Genomic DNA, 18,400 nt, shown 5'->3' on the forward strand with positions numbered 1-18,400 from the left:
TTTATCACGAAAGCTTATAGGAGACATAAACATGGCCCGTTATATTGGACCAAAACTGAAATTATCACGTCGTGAAGGTACTGACCTAGGCCTTAAGTCTGGTGTTAAGCCTTATGACGTCAAGACTAAAAAAGCTGGTCGTCCACCAGGTCAACATGGCGTTAGCCGTAATAAGACCTCAGAATATGCTTTACAGCTGCGTGAAAAGCAGAAAGTTAAGCGTATCTATGGTGTATTAGAGCGCCAGTTTGCAAACTACTACAAAGAAGCTGCTCGTAAGCGCGGCGCTACCGGTGAAAACTTGCTAGCGATGCTTGAGAGCCGTATCGATAACGTTGTATACCGTATGGGCTTTGGCTCAACTCGCGCTGAAGCGCGTCAGTTGGTTAGCCACCGTACCGTTATGCTTAAACAAGCAGGTCGTGATGAGTTTGTTCGTGTGAACATTCCATCAATCCAATTGCAAGATGGCGACGTTATCGCTATTCAAGAGAAATCTCGCGAACAGCTACGTATCAAAAATGCTATTGAGCTTGCCACGCAGCGCGGTATTCCAGAATGGCTAGATGTTGACCACAGCAAACTACAAGGCACGTTCAAAAAAGCGCCTGATCGCATTGATCTCCCTGCTGAAATCAACGAAAGCTTAATCGTTGAGCTATATTCTAAATAAGTGACACCTCAACATATCTACTGATTTTTTCAGTGGATATGTTATGTCATTTAAAACCTGTTAAATCAATCGAGGTGACATTATGATGCTAAATGCAACTGAGTTTCTAACACCAAATGCCATTAATGTGGATACGGTTAACGAAACGATTGCGAAAGTCACGCTCGAACCGTTAGAACGCGGCTTTGGGCATACCTTAGGGAATGCTTTACGCCGTATCTTATTATCTTCATTACCTGGTGCTGCGGTTATCGAAGCCGAGATTGATGGTGTTGACCATGAATACTCTACGCTTGAAGGCCTGCAAGAAGATGTACTTGATTTGCTTTTAAATTTGAAAGGCTTAGCAATTACTCTTCATGATCAGAATGAAGTATTTTTGACCTTGGACAAGCAAGGTCCAGGCACTATTACTGCCGCAGACATCGCACTACCGCACAATGTAGATATTATCAATCCAGAATTGGTACTAGGTACACTGAGCGAACGCGGTCATCTTAAGATGCGTCTACGTGTGGTCATGGGTCGTGGATACGAGCCCGCAAATCAGCGCCGTGAAGATGGTGACACTAAAGCAATTGGTCGTCTAAAGCTTGATGCAAGTTTTAGTCCCGTGCTACGTGTTGCATATCAAGTCGAGAACGCTCGTGTAGAACAGCGTACCGATCTTGATCGTCTTATCATCGAGCTTGAGACTAACGGCACTATCGATCCAGAAGAAGCAATTCGTAAAGCTGCTACTATTTTACAGCAACAGATTTCTATCTTTGTTGATCTAGAAGCTGAAGAAGCGCCTGAGCCTGTGAAAGAGAAAGAAGAGGTTGATCCAGTGCTACTTCGCCCTGTGGATGACCTTGAACTAACGGTTCGCTCAGCCAACTGCTTAAAAGCTGAAAACATTTACTATATCGGTGATTTGGTACAGCGTTCAGAGACTGAATTATTAAAAACCCCAAATCTTGGTAAGAAATCATTAACGGAAATCAAGGACGTACTAGCGTCTAAAGATTTAGAGCTCGGTATGCGCCTAGATAACTGGCCACCTGCTGACTTACGTGTTGATGATCGCTTTTCTTATCGTAGCCGCTAAACTTTAAGGATATTTGACTATGCGCCATCGCAAGAGTGGAGTCAAGCTGGGTCGTACCGGCAGTCATCGTAAAGCCATGTTCCAAAATATGACGAACTCATTATTTGAGCACGAGCTGATCAAAACTACGTTGCCAAAAGCAAAAGAGCTACGCCGCGTCGCTGAGCCATTAATCACTTTGGCAAAAGAAGATAGCGTTGCTAACCGCCGCTTAGCATTTAGCCGTATGCGTAGTAAAACTATGGTAGGTAAACTATTTAGTACGTTAGGTCCACGCTATCAAACGCGTCCAGGTGGCTACTTACGTATCGTAAAGTGTGGTCATCGTGATGGTGATAACGCGCCAATGGCTTATGTAGAATTGGTTGATCGTGACTAATTTTAATTATTTATTGCAATATAAAAAAAGCTCCAATTTGTTGGAGCTTTTTTTGCGTTAAATTTTATGGTCTATGTTCAAATTAGCAGGGTACTGACGTCAGCTGCACCTTGTCTAATAATTTCAGGCTGGCTACTGGTCATATCGATGATAGTAGTTAGCATTGTAGTTTTGATACCCGCGTTGATCAGGCCATCAATTTGATTGCTTAATAATTCTTCGATTTCAAACGGATCATCGAGTATGTCATCACGATTGGGCAATATAAGTGAGCTAGTCAAAATGGGTTCATCCATCGCTTCTAAAAGTGCTTGTGCGATGGGGTTGCTCGGTACTCGTATACCTATAGTTTTCTTTTTCGGATGGGACAATTTTTTGGGTACGTCTTTTGTTGCGTTTAATATAAAAGTAATCGGTGCTGGAGTATGTGCTTTTAACTGTTTAAATTGTTGATTATCAACTGTAGCATAATTAGCAATTTCACTCAAATCACGACATAACAGAGTAAATTGATGTTTGTCATCAAGCTCACGTATCAGTTTGAGCTTCTCTAAAGCGTCTTTGGCGCCAAGTCGACAGCCAAAGGCGTAGCTGGTATCAGTAGGGTATATGATTAGCTTATCACTTCGTAGCATATCTGCTGCTTGCTCAATGAGCCGAGGTTGCGGGTTTTCTGGATGTATATATAGCGTTTGCATGAAAGCTCCTAAATCGTTTTAATGAGTAGTCTTATTTTGAATATTGTATGAGTATAGCTCGAGATTATGTATAGATAGTAGAGTCATGCGGTTAATAACCGTACTAAGCTTTTAAGATAGTACACTTATAACAAACAGTCGGATTTTAGTAGAACTGAGCTGTCTAGTTGATTGATATCAGATTGGTGATTTAGTATTGTCGTTCTAACAACAATGCCCATAGCAATACTTTGGCATCACGCGGTATGGTATTAGGATTGTTAATATAGTTCAGAGCCTGCTCATAGACATTGAGCGCAAAGCGGCTGTCACTGGTTTCAAAGTCAGCAAATAGATTATCCTCAGATACGCTAAATGATCTTTGACAAGCTAGGGTAAATAAGCATTCTAGAGCCTGCGGTTTGATCTCTACACGCTCAAAAGCGGCTTGCTGGACATGATTGCGACCATCTGGCGCGTACCAGTAGCCAAAATCATTACTTTGCCTACGTGCTTGACCTGCGATGCACCAGTGACTAATCTCATGTAAGGCACTAGCAAAAAATCCATGAGCAAATGTAATTTGAGCTGGTTTGTTGTAAGTAGCGGCAAAATACTCAGGCTCGCCAGTACTGCGCACTACCATCACATTTTGTTTAGCAAATAAGGTATTGAACAGTCTAAGCAAAGCATCAACGCTTTTTATTTCTTGAATAGGGCACAGTTGCGTTTTCAACAGAGACGGGTCATCTAACTTATCTGCGATACAGGACACATAATCATTGTCTTTTATCGAATGTAATTCAGGACAGTGGTTGACTATATATGAGTCAAGTTCAGACATTAACGACATGAGGTGGTCATTGCTTAGTAAAGCTGAAAAATCAGGAAGAGTAGGGCGAAGAGTCATAGAGGATAGTGTATATGAGTAAAGTTTTAGGGACTTATCTATAGATATTAAGTAGCAAAATTCGTAACATACTAGCGCTAGCGTCGTATAAGGCTTTGCGTTAGTATGGCAAGCAATATTATACACCATTTACATATGAGAGGCCGCGTATGCCGAGCACTTCAGCTATAGTATCTAATAATGATACTCAAGCGACACCGTCAGTCATATTATCTGAAAATATCTCATTGAATAAGTGGGAGGATATGGGTTTTGAATGGTCAGGATCAGTATCACCTAATGCCTTTTACCGTCTCAAAGCGATACTTGCGACAGAGCACGAACAGCTAGAGCTACGACTGGATGCTAAGTTGTATCGGCGCAGTAATGTATTGTACTTAGCTTTTGAGCTGACAGGTAACGTATGGCTTACTTGCCAGCGTTGTTTACAGCCTGTCGCTGTGGACTTGACAGATAGTTACAACATCGCGCTATTAGACGATGACAGTCAAGAGAGTTTGATCGATGATGAGCAAGATTATCTTCTGTTAGATGAGATCGTAACAGAGCAGACACCAGAACGCCTATTGCCTTTCAAAAAATTGATTGAAGATGAGATACTACTAAAAACACCGCTATCACCAAAACATGACGATTGCGAAATGGTGACCTCTCAAGTTGGTAATATCCCAGAAGAAGAGAACGAAAATCCTTTTGCAGCGCTTGCATCATTGAAAGGTAAGCTGTAATAGGCTCTCGCGCCTTAGTTCTTACAGTTTCATCCTACCAAAACTCAATACAAAACCGGGGCTTTATTAATATGTTAAACACGCGTATAATATCCCGTTTATTGCATTCTGACACTGCGTTATTTGTATAGAAAGCTGATAGAACAGATTATTTGTTTCAATCATCTCTATTGCAACTAGCAAACTTGCAGATTTAACGATGCATTAGTTTAAGCTTATTATTAATGGCCTTGACTCTGTATCGATAAAAACCAAATTCTAAGTTCATTCCCTTAAGTATAGGAGCTACATCATGGCTGTTCAAAAAAGTCGTAAAAGCCGTTCGCGTCGTGACATGCGTCGTTCACATCATCGCATGGAAGTGGCTGAATTAAGCGTAGATGCGACTACTGGTGAAAAGCATCGTCGTCATCACATGACTAAAGATGGTTTCTACCGTGGCCGTCAGCTGTTTAAAGTCAGCCAAGATGCTTAGTATCAACTAGATTATCTCAAAACTGATTTATAGAGGGTTATCATTACAATGATAAGCATTCTAGTTTAGTTTAAGAGGGTAGCTAGCGTTTAAGTATCGTGCTAATAAAAGCCAAGTGGTTTCGCTGTCATATATTATGCAAGCGAGTCCACTTGGCTTTTTGTTATTACTGGATTTAGGTGACCTTGGTAGTGTCTATTCTTTGACAGTTTGAGGCATTTAGGCTTACTATGTTAAGAGCCACATAGTTAAGAGCCTCAGATACTACTACTTTGTATTATAGATTTAGTTTTTAATCGAATGTGGCAGCATAATGGGTCCCTAAGTAGCTTGTATGGCCGATTATAATAATAAAACGTGAATAAGATATCGCTCTTAGGGAATTATTCAATCATACAAGGAATATATCGTATGGCAGTAGCACCCGATTTAACAAAGGCGCCACCTGTGCGTATTGCAGTTGTTTTTCCGGGACAGGGCTCACAAACGGTTGCTATGACCTCAGAGCTTGCCGAACATTATCCTCAAATCAAAAATACTTTTGCTGAAGCAAGCGCTGTACTTGGTGAGGATCTATGGGCGATATGTCAAGATGAAGAACAACTGAACCAAACGCAGTACACACAACCAGCGCTTTTAACAGCTAGTATTGCTATTTGGCGTATATTGCAAGAAAAGACCATTAGGACGCCGTGTTATTTAGCAGGACACTCTTTAGGGGAGTATAGTGCGCTGTGTGCTGCTGGGGTTATTAGCTTTGCCGACGCGGTCAAGCTAGTACATCAGCGTGGTCAATTCATGCAGGAGGCTGTAATTGGTATCGATACGGCTATGGCTGCCGTACTAGGTCTTGAGGACGCGCGTGTTGAGACGCTGTGTGAACAGGTAACCGAACATGTTGATGGCGCTATTGTTGACACAGCTAATCTTAATAGTCCAGGTCAAGTGGTGATATCTGGTAACGCTGTTGGAGTCACTGCGGTCATAGACAAAGTGCACAATACTGGAAAAAAAGCCATACCCCTAAAGGTAAGTGTGCCGTCGCATTGTGCTCTTATGCAACCTGCAAGCAGTGCGCTTGCCAAAGCATTAGAGGATATAAAGTTTGAACAGGCGGTTATTCCTGTTATTCAAAACCGTCATGCTCGTGTTGAAAGTAGTGCTTTGGGTATCAAGCAGGCGCTCACAGAGCAGTTAAGTGAGCCTGTACTATGGTCACAGACTATGCAAGAGCTGTCAGACAAACAGATTGGTATAGTGATTGAATGCGGCAGTGGTAATGTGCTAAGTAATCTGGCCAAGCGTCAGGCAGAGCCTATTACAAGCTATCCTACAGACAAGCTTGCTCGTCTTGATAAATTGATGGAGGTATTATCATGAGCCGTACGATTACATTAGTGACTGGGGCTAGCCGAGGTATCGGTAAAGCGGTCGCCAAGCGTTTTGCAAAGGAAGGTCATTTTGTCATCGGAACGGCCACTACAGAAAAAGGCGCTGAGCTGATCGACGAGTACCTACACGATACAGGCGGTATCGGTCGAGTTTTAGATGTGCGCAACACTGAGCAAATAAACAAACTGTTTGAAGAGATTGAAAGCGTCTATGGCGCGGTTCAGGTTCTGGTGAATAATGCTGGTATCACCAAAGACGGCCTGCTTATGCGTATGAAAGATGAAGATTGGGACGATGTCGTCAACACCAACCTGTCTTCAGTATATCGTATGAGTAAACGCGCCATTCGCGGTATGATGAAAGCGCGCCGTGGCCGTATTATTAACATCAGCTCTGTTGTGGCAAAGATGGGTAATGCTGGACAGTCTAATTACGCGGCGACCAAAGCAGGACTTGAAGGCTTTAGTCGAACGCTGGCACGTGAAATCGGCTCGCGTCAAGTGACTATTAATTGTGTGGCACCAGGTCTTATCGAGACTGATATGACTGATGAGCTTGATGAGCGTCTGCTTAATTCTATGCTAGATGCCGTACCTATTAGTCGTTTAGGTCAGCCAGAAGACATTGCTGCTGCGGTATCATTTTTGGCCAGTGATGAGGCCAGTTATATCACTGGTGCCGTTATTCCAGTCAACGGCGGCATGTACATGTAGTCTTATTCCTTTTGTTACACACTGATAATAAAATACTGTGTGAACGAGTGTAAACTCTAATAAATGGTGTTACAATGGCGCATACTTTTAGGCCAAAACCTTGTATCATTATGAGGTCTTATTGGATAGTATACAAAATAATGTTTTGCCAATTTTAAAAAATGATAGACAAAAAGGGAGAGATCTATATGAGTAATGATGTTGAATTAAGAGTAAAATCTGCGGTAGCTGAACAGCTAGGTATGAACGTTGAAGATGTCAAAAACGATGCTGCATTTATGGAAGATTTAGGTGCTGATTCGTTAGACTTAGTTGAACTAGTCATGTCGTTTGAGAGTGATTTTGGTATTACTATTCCAGATGAAGATTCAGCAGAACTGACTACAGTACAAAAAGCAATTGATTATGTACAGGCTCAGCTATAATCGCTTTATAACTAATATGCTCTATTTAGCCGCTTATCTTTTAGATAGGCGGTTTTTTTATGTTTTATGTTCTTTAGAAAAAATACTTATAAGACTTGAGGTTTAACATTATTCAACATACCGTTACTATGCAAAGGTATCGGGTTTGCTATACTCGATAGCGCAAATAAAAGATGTATAAGGTATTAATAACAATAGCGAAGGAGCAACAATATGGGAATGTTCAGTTTTGCAAAGGATATAGGTGACAAAATTTTTAACCGTGATGATGACAAGCATGATGCTAAGACAGAAACAAAAGCTGAGGCTAATACGCAAGTAAAATCGAGCGAGCCATCAGCTCAGTCTGTAGCCAGTTTATTGCTACGCCGTATTCAGCAGCAAAACCTCGATATCAGTAATCTAAAAGTCAAATATAATGGCTCAACAGATACTGCTGAGATTAGTGGTGATGCAAAAACTCAAGCGGATCGCGAAAAAGCAATTATCGCCATCGGTAACGTTCAGAACGTTGCAAAAGTCATAGACAACATCAATATCGAAGAAGATGCGCCTGAGTCTACTATGTATACTGTAAAATCTGGTGATAGCTTATCTAAAATTGCACAGAATGTTTATGGCTCGTCTGGCGACTACATGAAAATATTTGAAGCCAATAAACCTATGCTATCTGATCCAGATAAAATTTATCCTGGTCAAGTATTGCGTATTCCTAAGCCATAAGTAATAATCAGATTGATATAGACACACTAAAAACGCCTCTTATAGTAAGGGGCGTTTATGGTTTTACATAGAGTATAACTTGCTGCGTTGTTCCTTAATTGCCCATCGAATGTGCTCATCGAGCATGTCGCCATAAATAGCTAGCTTCGACTCAAGCTTATGTATCACTTTTTCGTCAGGAACAGCATTGCCTAAACCAATAGCAATGTTCCTCAAAAAACTAACGTAACCGGTACGCCTAAGCGGACTCCCTTCGGTGTTGCTCATAAAGTCAGCTTCCGTCCACTGCCATAGATCCAGTAAGCTACTACAATCTAAATGGTGCCTAGGTGCGAAGTCGTCTACGGTAGTCACCTTAGCATAGCGGTTCCAAGGGCAGATAAGCTGACAGTCATCACAGCCAAACACGCGGTTGCCTATAGCGCGGCGATATTTGATGTCGATAGATCCCTTATGTTCAATAGTGAGATAGGAGATACAGGCTGCTGCGTTGAGCTTGTAAGGCGCAACGATAGCTTGAGTTGGGCAAATGTCGATACAAGCGCTACAACTGCCGCAATGAGCTTCTACAGGCTTGTCATCGGGTAGCTCAAGGCTGATGAAAAGTTCACCCAATACAAAAAAAGAGCCAGCTTGCTTGTTCAGTAGTAGCGTGTGCTTACCTGTCCAGCCAAGCCCAGCGGCATCAGCGATAGGTCGCTCAAATATAGGTGCTGAGTCACTAAACGGACGAAAAACAAAGGCTGCATCAGAGCCAAGATCTAAGTGTCGCCACTGCGGGAGCATCGCCTCAATCTGTAATGCTAACTGCTTGAGGCGTCCACGCATAGTTTTATGATAATCACGTCCACGGGCATAGCGAGCAATAATACCTTGATTAGGAAAGTCATCATCAGTGATGGCTCGCGGCGTTGGCGTTTGGGTCAAATAGTCCATGCGTACACTAAGAATAGTTTTGGCGCCTTCAACCAATTGCTCAGGATGCGCGCGTAGATGATGGTTGTTATGCATGAATTTGAGCTGCCCTTCAAACCCTTTATCAAGCCACCGTTGTAGCTGCTCCAACTGCTGAGCAAACAGGGGATGATGTACAGACAAAAAGCCACAGTCAGCGAAGCCTAGAGATTTCGCTTGCGCCTTAATCCATTGTTTAACATCAAAGGCTGTCTTAAATGTCGTTAGGTTGGTTGGATTATCCATATTATTCATAGCAATTTTATCTGGCGCAGATTTGCTTGTAGACGATGGGTAAGCAGTCAAGTTACGATCTAGTTGAGGTTCGGTAGTCATAGATAAGAGCAGATGTTGGCTAAGATACTAATATGATAAGCTTATATACTCAGAGCGCAAGTCTAAAGATAAATCAGTTAGGACTAGTATATGAGTCATTCGTAGCCATACGTTTAAATATTAAAATAATTTTATAAAAATAACTAGAGAGGCAATCATGCCAGCTTCATTGAGTACAGTATCAAAAACGACGATGCCAATTAATCTTTATACCAGTAAGCAGGTATATGCTATGGAGCAAGCATGGTTTTCGCAGGGCTATGATAGTTTTGGGCTGATGCAACAAGCGGCTTGGCAAATCGCGCAGCACATCATAATGCTTTATGATCAAAAATATCGCAGTACTGACGCTACTAGTAAGAAGGCTTACTATGATGCGAGTCATCAGCCAAGCGCTAGTATTTGGGTCGGACCAGGTAACAATGGCGGTGATGGCTGGCTCGTCGCCCATTACTTAAAGCAAGCGAGATGGCACGTACAAGTCGTTACCGTTGGCATAGCTGATGATTTAAATGCAAGTACGACCACTATGAGCGATGCGGCAAAAGCGCGACAAGTCGTAACATTGAGTGATAGCGAACAACTAAGCTTCGATGATAGTAGCTTCGACGATAGTAGTGTTGAAGACAGTAGCGATGACAAACAGCATAAGACATTACGTGCAGATGTGTATATTGACGCCATCTTTGGAATTGGCTTGGATCGAGCGCCATCGGGACTTTATAAACACGCTATTCAAGCCTTTAATGAAGCTTCTCAGTATCATGATACTTTGGCGGTTGCCATCGACATTCCAAGTGGACTAATTGCATCAACTGGGCAGGTCTTTGAGCGTCTCGCCATTAATGCCAATGTTACCTTGTGCCTAGTCGCACGTAAGCTTGGCTTGCACATTAAAGATGGGAGGGATCATAGCGGAGTAGTGATTGACATACCTCTCATTCCTTATATAGGTATCGAACCTAGTGCAATTTTGCTTACTCAAGCTTCTAGCATCCCTAAGCGTCGACAGAACAGCTACAAGGGTAGCTACGGTCATGTATTGATCGTGGGTGGCAATCGTATTGATGGCTCACAGGGGATGGGCGGGGCGGCGATACTTGCTGCTGCTAGCACAATGGCAACGGGTGCTGGCAAGATCACTGTTGCCTGTCATGATGCTTTTCATGGGGCATTATTAACATCATTACCTGATGCGATGACTATTGACTTGCATGATAAAGAAGGGGTTGAGGCGTTAATCGACAATGTGAGTGTTCTCGCTATTGGAATGGGACTTGGTCGAGATCAAAAAGCGAAAGAGCTGTTTGTGCACTATTTGCAAGCGGCTATGTCGCAAGATATTACTATAATCATTGATGCTGACGGTCTTTATCATCTGGCATCCTTAAAAACTGATGATAACGATATTGTTTCTAGGTTGCGACGCTATAGTGCTACTCACAAGGTTTATCTCACCCCACATAGCGGTGAGGCAGCTCGATTATTAAATCAAGAGATAGGAGCGGTCGAAAATAATAGAGTAGCAGCGATTGAGCAAGGCGTGAGCAGTTATGGGGGTCATTGGGTGCTCAAGGGAGCTGGGTCTATAGTACTAGAGAACGGGCAGGTCTATGTATGTCAGACTGGCAACGCAGGCATGGCCTCAGCAGGTATGGGCGATGTATTATCGGGAATAATCGCAGGATTATCAGCGCAACAGGACTTAATAGCGTCTTCAAATCAATTGCGTCAGGCGGTTCTTATTCACGGTAGTGCAGGCGATTTACTCGCGAATCAATCCTTTGACGATGGCTCACTGTTAGTGGGTCAACGAGGACTACAAGCACAGGATATGCCAGCAGCCATTCGTCATGTGATACAAACCTTGACCCTTTGAAACCGGAAATTTTCTCTCAATCAGCTATTTTCTATTGATAGAAAAGCCTGTATCAGCGGTAAAGAAAGTATTAAACCGTAGCACCCGTACAGTACTGAGTAATCGCTTGTTGGACGCGCTCGCGTTTTAGCTCAATTTCACGACCATCGAGATAGCGCCGCTCGCCGTTAACACCCATCTCGTAAATGCGACCACCAACATTTAAATTGGTTAGATTGTTACGTAACGATTGACAGCGCTGCGCATTGGCTTGTGCCTCTTGTTCTTGTATACGTGCTTCTAATTGCTCTACACGCTGCTGCTCTTCATCTGGTGGATTGTTATTTTGCTCGCTGTTGGTTTTACCCGCCATTTGACCTGCATTGTTCTGTCTACCATCGCTACGAAACTCAATGACTTCAATGTTCTTGCCATTCTGCGGCGCATGTTGACTGTATTTGACCTCGCCATAAGCACCGATAGATTTATAAACTTGAACCGCGTGGCTAGTACTCATAGACAGTAGCAAGGCACAAGCCATGCTGATGATAATAAACAACTTTGTCAAAACGGTTGTAGGCGCATATACCATAACAACGATCCTTTAAATGATTTGAGGTGTTTGTAGCAGGGTTTTACCATTTACGTCGCTATACTATTACGTCGCTATACTATGAACTGGTTTACTATCAAAGTCATTAGGTAAATCTCTTATTAATACAGCTAATTTCATAAATGTCTTTACTGTCATAAGTACCTTTATGGATACTTTTCTATAATAACCAATAGTTAGGCGCAAGTGTTAGAAGTTTTTCTTGACAACAGCGCTCAAACCATCGAAAATATTAACAGTTGATTGGTCAGTGAACGGCTTTTACGATACTGCTGTGGCACTTGAAGACAAGAATCATTAGTTACTTACCGGTAGCTTATGGTGTTTTGTCATCTTTGTGGCAATGATATAAGTGTTTAATTATATTTATTGTCTCCGGACTTATCTGTCTACAATGACTAAGATAAACTTATTATTTATATACATCAATCGCGATGTTTGCACGGATAGCAAGTACGATTCACCGTACCCTGCTTGTGATGCTTGCTGATAAAATGTTTTATACTTTAGTATGCGCGTAATGGCTAATTCTAATTTTGTACTAACGCATTCATCAGTGACCTACTGGCTGTAGATAACCAGTTGTAAATAATAAGCTTCTTTATTAGATGCTCTCGCATCTTGTCCTTGTATATCGATACTCTTTTGTCCAAAGCGGTTTGTCCAAAGCTGACCTCACAAATTACTATGTTCAAACATACTTGTCTTAATGATAGTATTTTTTGGCATGGCAAATATCTATTCTTTATATAGACAAAGACTCGTTATCTCTTTGATATAAGCTAGTCAAGATTAATGATTAGTTTAATCACAAAGTAGTGATAGTCTGCGCCGAACAAAAGGTGATGACAGTGACGCAAACCACGCAAAGTCCGAATATGACTGGACACACTCAAACGGCTAATGCCGCCAAAAACTTTGAAGAAAAGCAGCAGCTTATCGCTGAAGGTCAAAAAGATGTAATGCTATCTGGTGCTGAGATACTGGTACAGTCTTTGACTGATGAAGGCGTTAAGTACATTTTTGGCTATCCAGGCGGTGCGGTTCTTCATATTTATGATGCTCTGTTTCAGCAGCAAAATATTGAACATATCCTTGTGCGCCATGAGCAAGCGGCAGGTCACATGGCCGACGCTTATTCTCGAGTCACGGGTAATACTGGTGTCGTATTGGCAACCTCAGGTCCCGGAGCTACTAATACGGTAACAGCAATTGCTACCGCCTTTATGGACTCAGTACCTATGGTCGTGATTTCAGGTCAGGTGCCAAGTAGCCTGATAGGTGAGGATGCTTTCCAAGAAACAGACATGATTGGGGTATCGCGCCCTATCGTCAAACATAGCTTTCAGGTGCGTCATGCCAGCGAAATTCCTATGATTGTCAAAAAGGCTTTTTTTATCGCGCACACGGGTCGTCCAGGTCCTGTTGTGATCGATGTGCCAAAAGATATGACCGCACCGAGTGAGAAGTTCGCTTATGAGTACCCATCAGAGGTATTTATCCGCTCGTATCAGCCTTCTATTAAAGGCCATAGCGGTCAGATCAAAAAAGCCGTTGAAACGTTACTCGCGGCAAAACGTCCTGTCATCTATGCAGGCGGCGGCGTCATCTGGAGTAAGGCGCACGTAGAGCTGATCGAACTTGCGCATCGCTTAAACTTACCTGTAACCAATACTTTGATGGGGCTAGGGACTTTCCCAGGTTCGGATCGTCAATTCTTGGGTATGTTAGGAATGCACGGCACTTATGAGGCCAATACCAGCATGCATCATGCTGATGTTATCTTGGCAGTTGGCGCGCGTTTTGACGATCGCGTGACCAATAACGTTAAGAAGTTCTGTCCTAATGCGACGATCATTCATATCGATATCGATCCGGCGTCTATCTCAAAGACAATCTACGCTCATATTCCAATCGTTGGTGATGTCAAATCAGTATTGACAGACATGTTAGAGAACATCGGTAATGACAAACAGCTCGATCAACATGCCCTACTAGATTGGTGGTCGCAAATTAATGAGTGGCGTAAACGCCATGGTTTGCGCTATGACACTAGTACTGAGAACGGCATCAAGCCGCAGAGCGTCGTGCAAGCTTTGGATAGAGTGACCAATAGTAATGCTATTATCACAAGCGACGTCGGTCAACATCAGATGTTTGCAGCGCTTTATTATACTTATCTTGAGCCAGGTCAGTGGTTAAACTCTGGTGGTCTAGGGACTATGGGCGTGGGTCTGCCGTATGCGATGGCAGCCAAGCTTGCCAATCCTGATCGCGACGTCGTCTGTATCACAGGCGAGGGCTCTATTCAGATGAATATCCAAGAGCTGTCAACGTGCTTACAATACAATCTACCAGTCAAAATCTTGAACATAAATAACGCACAGTTGGGTATGGTCAAGCAGTGGCAGGACATGCTGTATGAAGGCCGTCATGCCCAGTCTTATATGGACTCATTGCCAGATTTTGTCAAACTTGCTGAGAGCTATGGTCATGTTGGTATCAAGATTACTGATCCTGAGACCATGGAGGCGCAAATAGAAGAAGCAATGGCGATGAAAGATCGACTGGTATTTATTGATGTCTATGTCGATCGTAACGAGCACGTGTATCCGATGCAAATCGCTGGACAGACTATGCGTGATATGTGGCTAACAAAAGGGGAGCGTACTTAATGCAACAACCACATCTGATTTCGGTATTAATGGAAAACGAAGCGGGTTCGTTGTCGCGCTTGGTCGGCTTGTTCTCCCAGCGCGGCTATAATATCGAGACCCTAAACGTTGCTCCAACTGACGATCCTAGTATCTCGCGTTTGACGTTGACAACGATTACCTCTCCTGAGCGAGTCGAGCAAGTCACCAAACAATTGCATAAATTGATTGAAGTGGTTAAAGTGCTCAATCTATCAGAGACCGTTCACGTTGAACGTGAGCTTATGCTGATCAAAGTTCGGGCAACGGGTAATGTTCGCGAAGAGATCAAACGTAGCGCTGATATTTTCCGTGCTCAGATCGTCGATGTGAATGCCAACTTATACACCATTCAAATCGTCGGTGATACCGCAAAACTCGATGGTTTCATCGATACCATCGGCCGTGAGCGTGTATTAGAAGTTGTACGCTCGGGTGTTATCGGTATTGCGCGCGGCGAAAAAACGCTAAGCGTTTAAAATCAAATGCTTAAAGGCTTGCGCTCGATCATACGAATTTAAAAATTAACATTATGCTTATAGTAATAACCACGTTACCTTGTGGCTTTACTATAAATATTTATTATTCATGGCATACCATGATTAAGGAAAAGGACTCTATTTATGAACGTTTTTTATGATAAAGATTGTGATCTATCGATTATTCAAAGCAAAAAAGTCGCTATTATCGGCTATGGCTCACAAGGTCACGCTCATGCGCTCAACCTGCAAGAGTCTGGTGTAGATGTCACTGTTGGCTTGCGGGCTGATTCTGGTTCACGTAAAAAAGCGGAAAACGCTGGTCTAAAAGTAGCTGACGTTGCTGACGCGGTAAAAGCGGCTGACGTCGTTATGATCTTGACGCCAGATGAGTTTCAAAAAGAGCTATACAACAACGAGATTGAACCAAATATCAAAGCAGGCGCGACCCTTGCTTTTGCTCATGGTTTTGCGATTCATTATAACCAAGTCGTACCACGTAGCGATCTAAACGTCATTATGGTAGCACCAAAAGCACCAGGTCATACTGTACGTAACGAGTTCGTCAAGGGCGGCGGTATTCCAGATCTTATCGCTATTTACCAAGACGCTTCAGGCGATGCCAAGCAATTAGCACTCTCCTATGCCGCTGGTGTTGGCGGTGGACGCTCAGGTATTATCGAGACGACGTTCAAGGATGAGACTGAAACGGATCTATTTGGTGAGCAAGCAGTCCTATGTGGCGGCGCAGTAGAACTCGTTAAAATGGGTTTTGAGACTCTAACCGAAGCCGGCTATGCACCAGAGATGGCTTACTTTGAATGTTTACATGAGCTCAAATTAATCGTTGATTTGATGTACGAAGGCGGTATTGCTGATATGAACTACTCTATCAGTAACAACGCTGAATACGGCGAATACGTGACGGGTACGGAAGTCATCAATGAACAATCACGTGAAGCGATGCGTAACGCACTTAAGCGTATTCAATCAGGCGAATACGCGAAGATGTTTATCTCAGAAGGCGCGACTAACTATCCTTCTATGACGGCTCGTCGTCGCAACAATGCCGAGCATCAAATCGAAGTCACTGGTGCGAAGCTACGCGGTATGATGCCTTGGATCGGTGGTAATAAGATCATTGATAAAGACAAAAACTAATCGTTATTACTCTAAGTTTTTTGTTCTTAAGACCCATGCTATCAAATAGATAATATGGGTCTTTTTTGCTTAGTAGGTTAACGATTTTGTCGCTATCTAGTTTTACAATCTTGTATATAAGAGCTATTAATAGAAATTGACTTGTCATCAGTTGAAAACAGGCAATAGCTACCTTATATAGAGAAACATTATAGAATTCTCTTACAGTGTACAAAGGCTATTGGATAAAGAATTTAGCTGAACCATTTTATTTTAATGCAATTAATCATAGGCGGTAGCTGTGCTAATACCAAACCCTGACTGGCTAACGCCGCAATTTATATACGTCGCTTTGAGTGCGGTAGTCGCTGTTCTGATCTGGATAGAAGGGGAGATGCTCAAAACCACCGACGGCAAACTGCCCCAATCCAAATTTTTTCAATTTAGCTCACTATTAGATACCGCTTGGTTCTTTATCTCGGTCATGATGCTCTACATTATTGACTTGACGCCTTTGGCAGTAACGGTACCTGCAGCCTATGGTATATATACCGTGTTTGGCTGGGTATATGGTACGCGTTTGCTCAGACGCAAAGGTATTCCTGACTCTGCCAAAGACTTAATCATTTCAGTAAAGTATATTGCCTATAGTCAATCGTTCTCATTGATATTCTTCTCACTATGCCTATTGGTGCTAGCCGCACCTTGGCTACCCATATTAGGTTAGAACATCGAAAAATATGATAGTCCCCTGTATCGAATATTTTAGGTTTGCTAATAAGATCTGAAAAAATTATCAAGGGATTCAATTGTTTAACATAAAGTGTATTAAAAAATTATTTACAAAATTTTATGATTAATATTACCTAGGGTAGCGAAAACTGTTATACTTAATTCATACTTATGAGACTTTGAACACGTTTTTGTTATAATGCTCAGTATTAAGCGGACTCATTTCGATGACAACCTTAGCACAAATAAGTATTTTTCAATTAATCGGCGATGACATTAGTCTCGTCAACTGTTAAAGAGTTAGGAAAAATTATGTCAGATAAAGTTGAAGGCACCGTAAAGTGGTTTAATGAAGCTAAAGGTTTTGGTTTTATCGCTCAAGACAATGGCGGTCAAGATGTATTCGCTCATTACAGCGCTATTCAAGGTGGTGGCTTTAAAACACTAGCTGAAGGCCAAAAAGTTTCTTTCGTTCTAGGTCAAGGTCAGAAAGGTCCACAAGCTGAGCAAATCGAAGCTTTGTAATCTTTAACTTAGATTATATTGTTTTATAACAATAAAAATATTGTTTAGACTGTATAGAAAAGCAACCTATAAACAGATAGGTTGCTTTTTTTATGGATAAAATTCATTAGTGCATTAGTTTAAATTCAAAGTAGCAAAGTTAGGAGCTAATCATGGAATGGCAGTCTTGGATAATGATTGATGAGTATCAAATTATTGGCATTATGGTATCTGTTATCGTATTCTATTTTTGCCTCATACTATTTACTCGTATCGCAGGTTTGCGTAGCTTCTCTAAGCTCTCAAGTTACGATCTGGCAATGACAATAGGCATTGGTAGTATCTTAGCCTCTACAGTAGTGTCAAAATCAACATCACTGATGCAAGGTATTTTTGCGGTTGCCATGTTGTTTCTCTTGCAGTCGGTAGTCTCTATTGTGCGTCGCAAACTTAAACCTATTAAGTCTCTATTAGATAACCAACCGATCATTCTAATGGCCAACGGTGAGTTTCTCTGGGACAGTTTAAAAGAGGCCAAATTGAGCACCAATGATGTCAACCAAGTGCTGCGTCAAAATGGGATTAAATCTACATCGGAAGTGTTTGCGGTCATCATGGAGACCACTGCTGATATGAGCGTTATCAAAAACAGTAGTACCGCGCCCGAGTGGAGGCTTTTCGATGATGTACGTGACAAAGAGATTCTGATAAAGAGCACAAAGAATACTACTAATCATGAACATTCGACTCATTAATAACAAAATGTTAAGAAAACGCAGTCTCTTAAATGCTATAAAGGTATATTGTGTTCTATATGACTGAACTCAGACTTGTCTCAAAATAGTAAAGCTAAGATCAGAGTTGTCTATTTATGACGCTTTGTTCACGGCACTATCTTGATTTTAA

General features: G+C 42.1%; 20 protein-coding genes. 16 read left to right on the plus strand and 4 right to left on the minus strand.

Going from position 1 to position 18,400, the window contains the following annotated elements; genetic code table 11:
• The first annotated feature begins 31 nt into the window (after positions 1-31).
• The 3 genes from rpsD (at position 32) to rplQ (ending at position 2,142) form a co-directional block, all read left to right on the plus strand.
• Positions 32-673, plus strand: a complete 642-nt coding sequence (gene rpsD / locus ACR64G_RS02955) for a 30S ribosomal protein S4 (RefSeq protein WP_435980053.1) — start codon at positions 32-34, stop codon at positions 671-673.
• 82 nt (positions 674-755) lie between these two features.
• A complete protein-coding gene (locus ACR64G_RS02960; RefSeq protein ID WP_062533658.1) occupies positions 756-1,763 on the plus strand; it encodes a DNA-directed RNA polymerase subunit alpha in 1,008 nt (335 codons plus the stop codon).
• A 19-nt stretch (positions 1,764-1,782) separates the two neighbouring features.
• On the plus strand, positions 1,783-2,142 hold the full coding sequence (gene rplQ / locus ACR64G_RS02965) for a 50S ribosomal protein L17 (RefSeq protein WP_435980054.1): 360 nt from the start codon (positions 1,783-1,785) through the stop codon (positions 2,140-2,142).
• Positions 2,143-2,219: 77 nt separating this feature from the next.
• Here rplQ and ACR64G_RS02970 read toward each other — a convergent pair whose 3' ends face one another.
• On the minus strand, positions 2,220-2,840 hold the full coding sequence (locus ACR64G_RS02970; RefSeq protein ID WP_435980055.1) for an L-threonylcarbamoyladenylate synthase: 621 nt from the start codon (positions 2,838-2,840) through the stop codon (positions 2,220-2,222).
• A gap of 190 nt (positions 2,841-3,030) precedes the next feature.
• Positions 3,031-3,729: an elongation factor P hydroxylase gene (locus tag ACR64G_RS02975; protein WP_435980056.1), complete on the minus strand. Its 699-nt coding sequence runs from the start codon at positions 3,727-3,729 to the stop codon at positions 3,031-3,033.
• Between the two features lie 149 nt (positions 3,730-3,878).
• Here ACR64G_RS02975 and ACR64G_RS02980 point away from each other — a divergent pair, with 149 nt between their 5' ends.
• The 6 genes from ACR64G_RS02980 (at position 3,879) to lysM (ending at position 8,185) form a co-directional block, all read left to right on the plus strand.
• Positions 3,879-4,457: a YceD family protein gene (locus ACR64G_RS02980; RefSeq protein ID WP_435980057.1), complete on the plus strand. Its 579-nt coding sequence runs from the start codon at positions 3,879-3,881 to the stop codon at positions 4,455-4,457.
• Positions 4,458-4,749: 292 nt separating this feature from the next.
• Positions 4,750-4,932, plus strand: coding sequence for a 50S ribosomal protein L32 (gene rpmF, locus ACR64G_RS02985; protein WP_010196743.1), 183 nt, complete (start codon positions 4,750-4,752; stop codon positions 4,930-4,932).
• 411 nt (positions 4,933-5,343) lie between these two features.
• A complete protein-coding gene (gene fabD / locus ACR64G_RS02990; protein WP_435980058.1) occupies positions 5,344-6,312 on the plus strand; it encodes an ACP S-malonyltransferase in 969 nt (322 codons plus the stop codon).
• A complete protein-coding gene (gene fabG, locus ACR64G_RS02995) occupies positions 6,303-7,037 on the plus strand; it encodes a 3-oxoacyl-ACP reductase FabG (RefSeq protein ID WP_435980622.1) in 735 nt (244 codons plus the stop codon). Before fabD ends, fabG begins: the two co-directional genes overlap by 10 nt.
• Positions 7,038-7,225: 188 nt before the next feature.
• Positions 7,226-7,462 (plus strand): acyl carrier protein, encoded by a 237-nt coding sequence (gene acpP / locus ACR64G_RS03000; RefSeq protein WP_435980059.1) that lies wholly within the window; start codon positions 7,226-7,228, stop codon positions 7,460-7,462.
• Between the two features lie 213 nt (positions 7,463-7,675).
• Positions 7,676-8,185 (plus strand): peptidoglycan-binding protein LysM, encoded by a 510-nt coding sequence (gene lysM, locus ACR64G_RS03005; RefSeq protein WP_435980060.1) that lies wholly within the window; start codon positions 7,676-7,678, stop codon positions 8,183-8,185.
• A gap of 63 nt (positions 8,186-8,248) precedes the next feature.
• Here lysM and queG read toward each other — a convergent pair whose 3' ends face one another.
• Complete coding sequence (queG, locus tag ACR64G_RS03010) at positions 8,249-9,394, minus strand: tRNA epoxyqueuosine(34) reductase QueG (RefSeq protein WP_435980623.1); 1,146 nt, start codon at positions 9,392-9,394, stop codon at positions 8,249-8,251.
• Between the two features lie 238 nt (positions 9,395-9,632).
• Here queG and ACR64G_RS03015 point away from each other — a divergent pair, with 238 nt between their 5' ends.
• Positions 9,633-11,354: an NAD(P)H-hydrate dehydratase gene (locus ACR64G_RS03015; RefSeq protein ID WP_435980061.1), complete on the plus strand. Its 1,722-nt coding sequence runs from the start codon at positions 9,633-9,635 to the stop codon at positions 11,352-11,354.
• A 70-nt stretch (positions 11,355-11,424) separates the two neighbouring features.
• Here the strand turns inward: ACR64G_RS03015 and ACR64G_RS03020 are convergent, their stop codons facing one another.
• Positions 11,425-11,925: a DUF4124 domain-containing protein gene (locus ACR64G_RS03020; protein ID WP_435980062.1), complete on the minus strand. Its 501-nt coding sequence runs from the start codon at positions 11,923-11,925 to the stop codon at positions 11,425-11,427.
• Between the two features lie 983 nt (positions 11,926-12,908).
• Between ACR64G_RS03020 and ACR64G_RS03025 the strand changes: the two genes are divergently transcribed.
• The 6 genes from ACR64G_RS03025 (at position 12,909) to ACR64G_RS03050 (ending at position 18,249) form a co-directional block, all read left to right on the plus strand.
• Positions 12,909-14,621, plus strand: coding sequence for an acetolactate synthase 3 large subunit (locus ACR64G_RS03025; RefSeq protein WP_435980624.1), 1,713 nt, complete (start codon positions 12,909-12,911; stop codon positions 14,619-14,621).
• A complete protein-coding gene (gene ilvN, locus ACR64G_RS03030) occupies positions 14,621-15,118 on the plus strand; it encodes an acetolactate synthase small subunit (RefSeq protein WP_435980063.1) in 498 nt (165 codons plus the stop codon). The genes ACR64G_RS03025 and ilvN overlap by 1 nt, the downstream gene beginning before the upstream one ends.
• A gap of 144 nt (positions 15,119-15,262) precedes the next feature.
• Positions 15,263-16,279, plus strand: coding sequence for a ketol-acid reductoisomerase (ilvC, locus tag ACR64G_RS03035; protein ID WP_435980064.1), 1,017 nt, complete (start codon positions 15,263-15,265; stop codon positions 16,277-16,279).
• Between the two features lie 280 nt (positions 16,280-16,559).
• Entirely contained in the window at positions 16,560-16,985 is a 426-nt protein-coding gene (locus tag ACR64G_RS03040) for a hypothetical protein (protein WP_435980065.1), read from the plus strand.
• Positions 16,986-17,302: 317 nt separating this feature from the next.
• Positions 17,303-17,515, plus strand: a complete 213-nt coding sequence (locus ACR64G_RS03045; protein WP_435980066.1) for a cold-shock protein — start codon at positions 17,303-17,305, stop codon at positions 17,513-17,515.
• A 152-nt stretch (positions 17,516-17,667) separates the two neighbouring features.
• Entirely contained in the window at positions 17,668-18,249 is a 582-nt protein-coding gene (locus tag ACR64G_RS03050) for a DUF421 domain-containing protein (protein ID WP_435980067.1), read from the plus strand.
• The last annotated feature ends 151 nt before the right edge of the window (positions 18,250-18,400 follow it).

Source organism: Psychrobacter sp. DM4 (genome assembly GCF_051307035.1).
Lineage (GTDB): Bacteria > Pseudomonadota > Gammaproteobacteria > Pseudomonadales > Moraxellaceae > Psychrobacter.

What these genes read in the sequence shown, in the direction of transcription:
- queG (WP_435980623.1), bottom strand. Translation starts at nt 9,394, where the DNA reads ATGAATAATATGGATAATCCAACCAACCTAACGACATTTAAGACAGCC.
- ACR64G_RS03020 (WP_435980062.1), bottom strand. Translation starts at nt 11,925, where the DNA reads ATGGTATATGCGCCTACAACCGTTTTGACAAAGTTGTTTATTATCATC.
- ilvN (WP_435980063.1), top strand. Translation starts at nt 14,621, where the DNA reads ATGCAACAACCACATCTGATTTCGGTATTAATGGAAAACGAAGCGGGT.
- ACR64G_RS02970 (WP_435980055.1), bottom strand. Translation starts at nt 2,840, where the DNA reads ATGCAAACGCTATATATACATCCAGAAAACCCGCAACCTCGGCTCATT.
- rpsD (WP_435980053.1), top strand. Translation starts at nt 32, where the DNA reads ATGGCCCGTTATATTGGACCAAAACTGAAATTATCACGTCGTGAAGGT.
- ACR64G_RS03015 (WP_435980061.1), top strand. Translation starts at nt 9,633, where the DNA reads ATGCCAGCTTCATTGAGTACAGTATCAAAAACGACGATGCCAATTAAT.
- ACR64G_RS02960 (WP_062533658.1), top strand. Translation starts at nt 756, where the DNA reads ATGATGCTAAATGCAACTGAGTTTCTAACACCAAATGCCATTAATGTG.
- ACR64G_RS03045 (WP_435980066.1), top strand. Translation starts at nt 17,303, where the DNA reads ATGTCAGATAAAGTTGAAGGCACCGTAAAGTGGTTTAATGAAGCTAAA.
- rpmF (WP_010196743.1), top strand. Translation starts at nt 4,750, where the DNA reads ATGGCTGTTCAAAAAAGTCGTAAAAGCCGTTCGCGTCGTGACATGCGT.
- ACR64G_RS02975 (WP_435980056.1), bottom strand. Translation starts at nt 3,729, where the DNA reads ATGACTCTTCGCCCTACTCTTCCTGATTTTTCAGCTTTACTAAGCAAT.
- acpP (WP_435980059.1), top strand. Translation starts at nt 7,226, where the DNA reads ATGAGTAATGATGTTGAATTAAGAGTAAAATCTGCGGTAGCTGAACAG.
- ACR64G_RS02980 (WP_435980057.1), top strand. Translation starts at nt 3,879, where the DNA reads ATGCCGAGCACTTCAGCTATAGTATCTAATAATGATACTCAAGCGACA.
- lysM (WP_435980060.1), top strand. Translation starts at nt 7,676, where the DNA reads ATGGGAATGTTCAGTTTTGCAAAGGATATAGGTGACAAAATTTTTAAC.
- fabD (WP_435980058.1), top strand. Translation starts at nt 5,344, where the DNA reads ATGGCAGTAGCACCCGATTTAACAAAGGCGCCACCTGTGCGTATTGCA.
- ACR64G_RS03025 (WP_435980624.1), top strand. Translation starts at nt 12,909, where the DNA reads ATGCTATCTGGTGCTGAGATACTGGTACAGTCTTTGACTGATGAAGGC.
- ACR64G_RS03050 (WP_435980067.1), top strand. Translation starts at nt 17,668, where the DNA reads ATGGAATGGCAGTCTTGGATAATGATTGATGAGTATCAAATTATTGGC.
- ilvC (WP_435980064.1), top strand. Translation starts at nt 15,263, where the DNA reads ATGAACGTTTTTTATGATAAAGATTGTGATCTATCGATTATTCAAAGC.
- rplQ (WP_435980054.1), top strand. Translation starts at nt 1,783, where the DNA reads ATGCGCCATCGCAAGAGTGGAGTCAAGCTGGGTCGTACCGGCAGTCAT.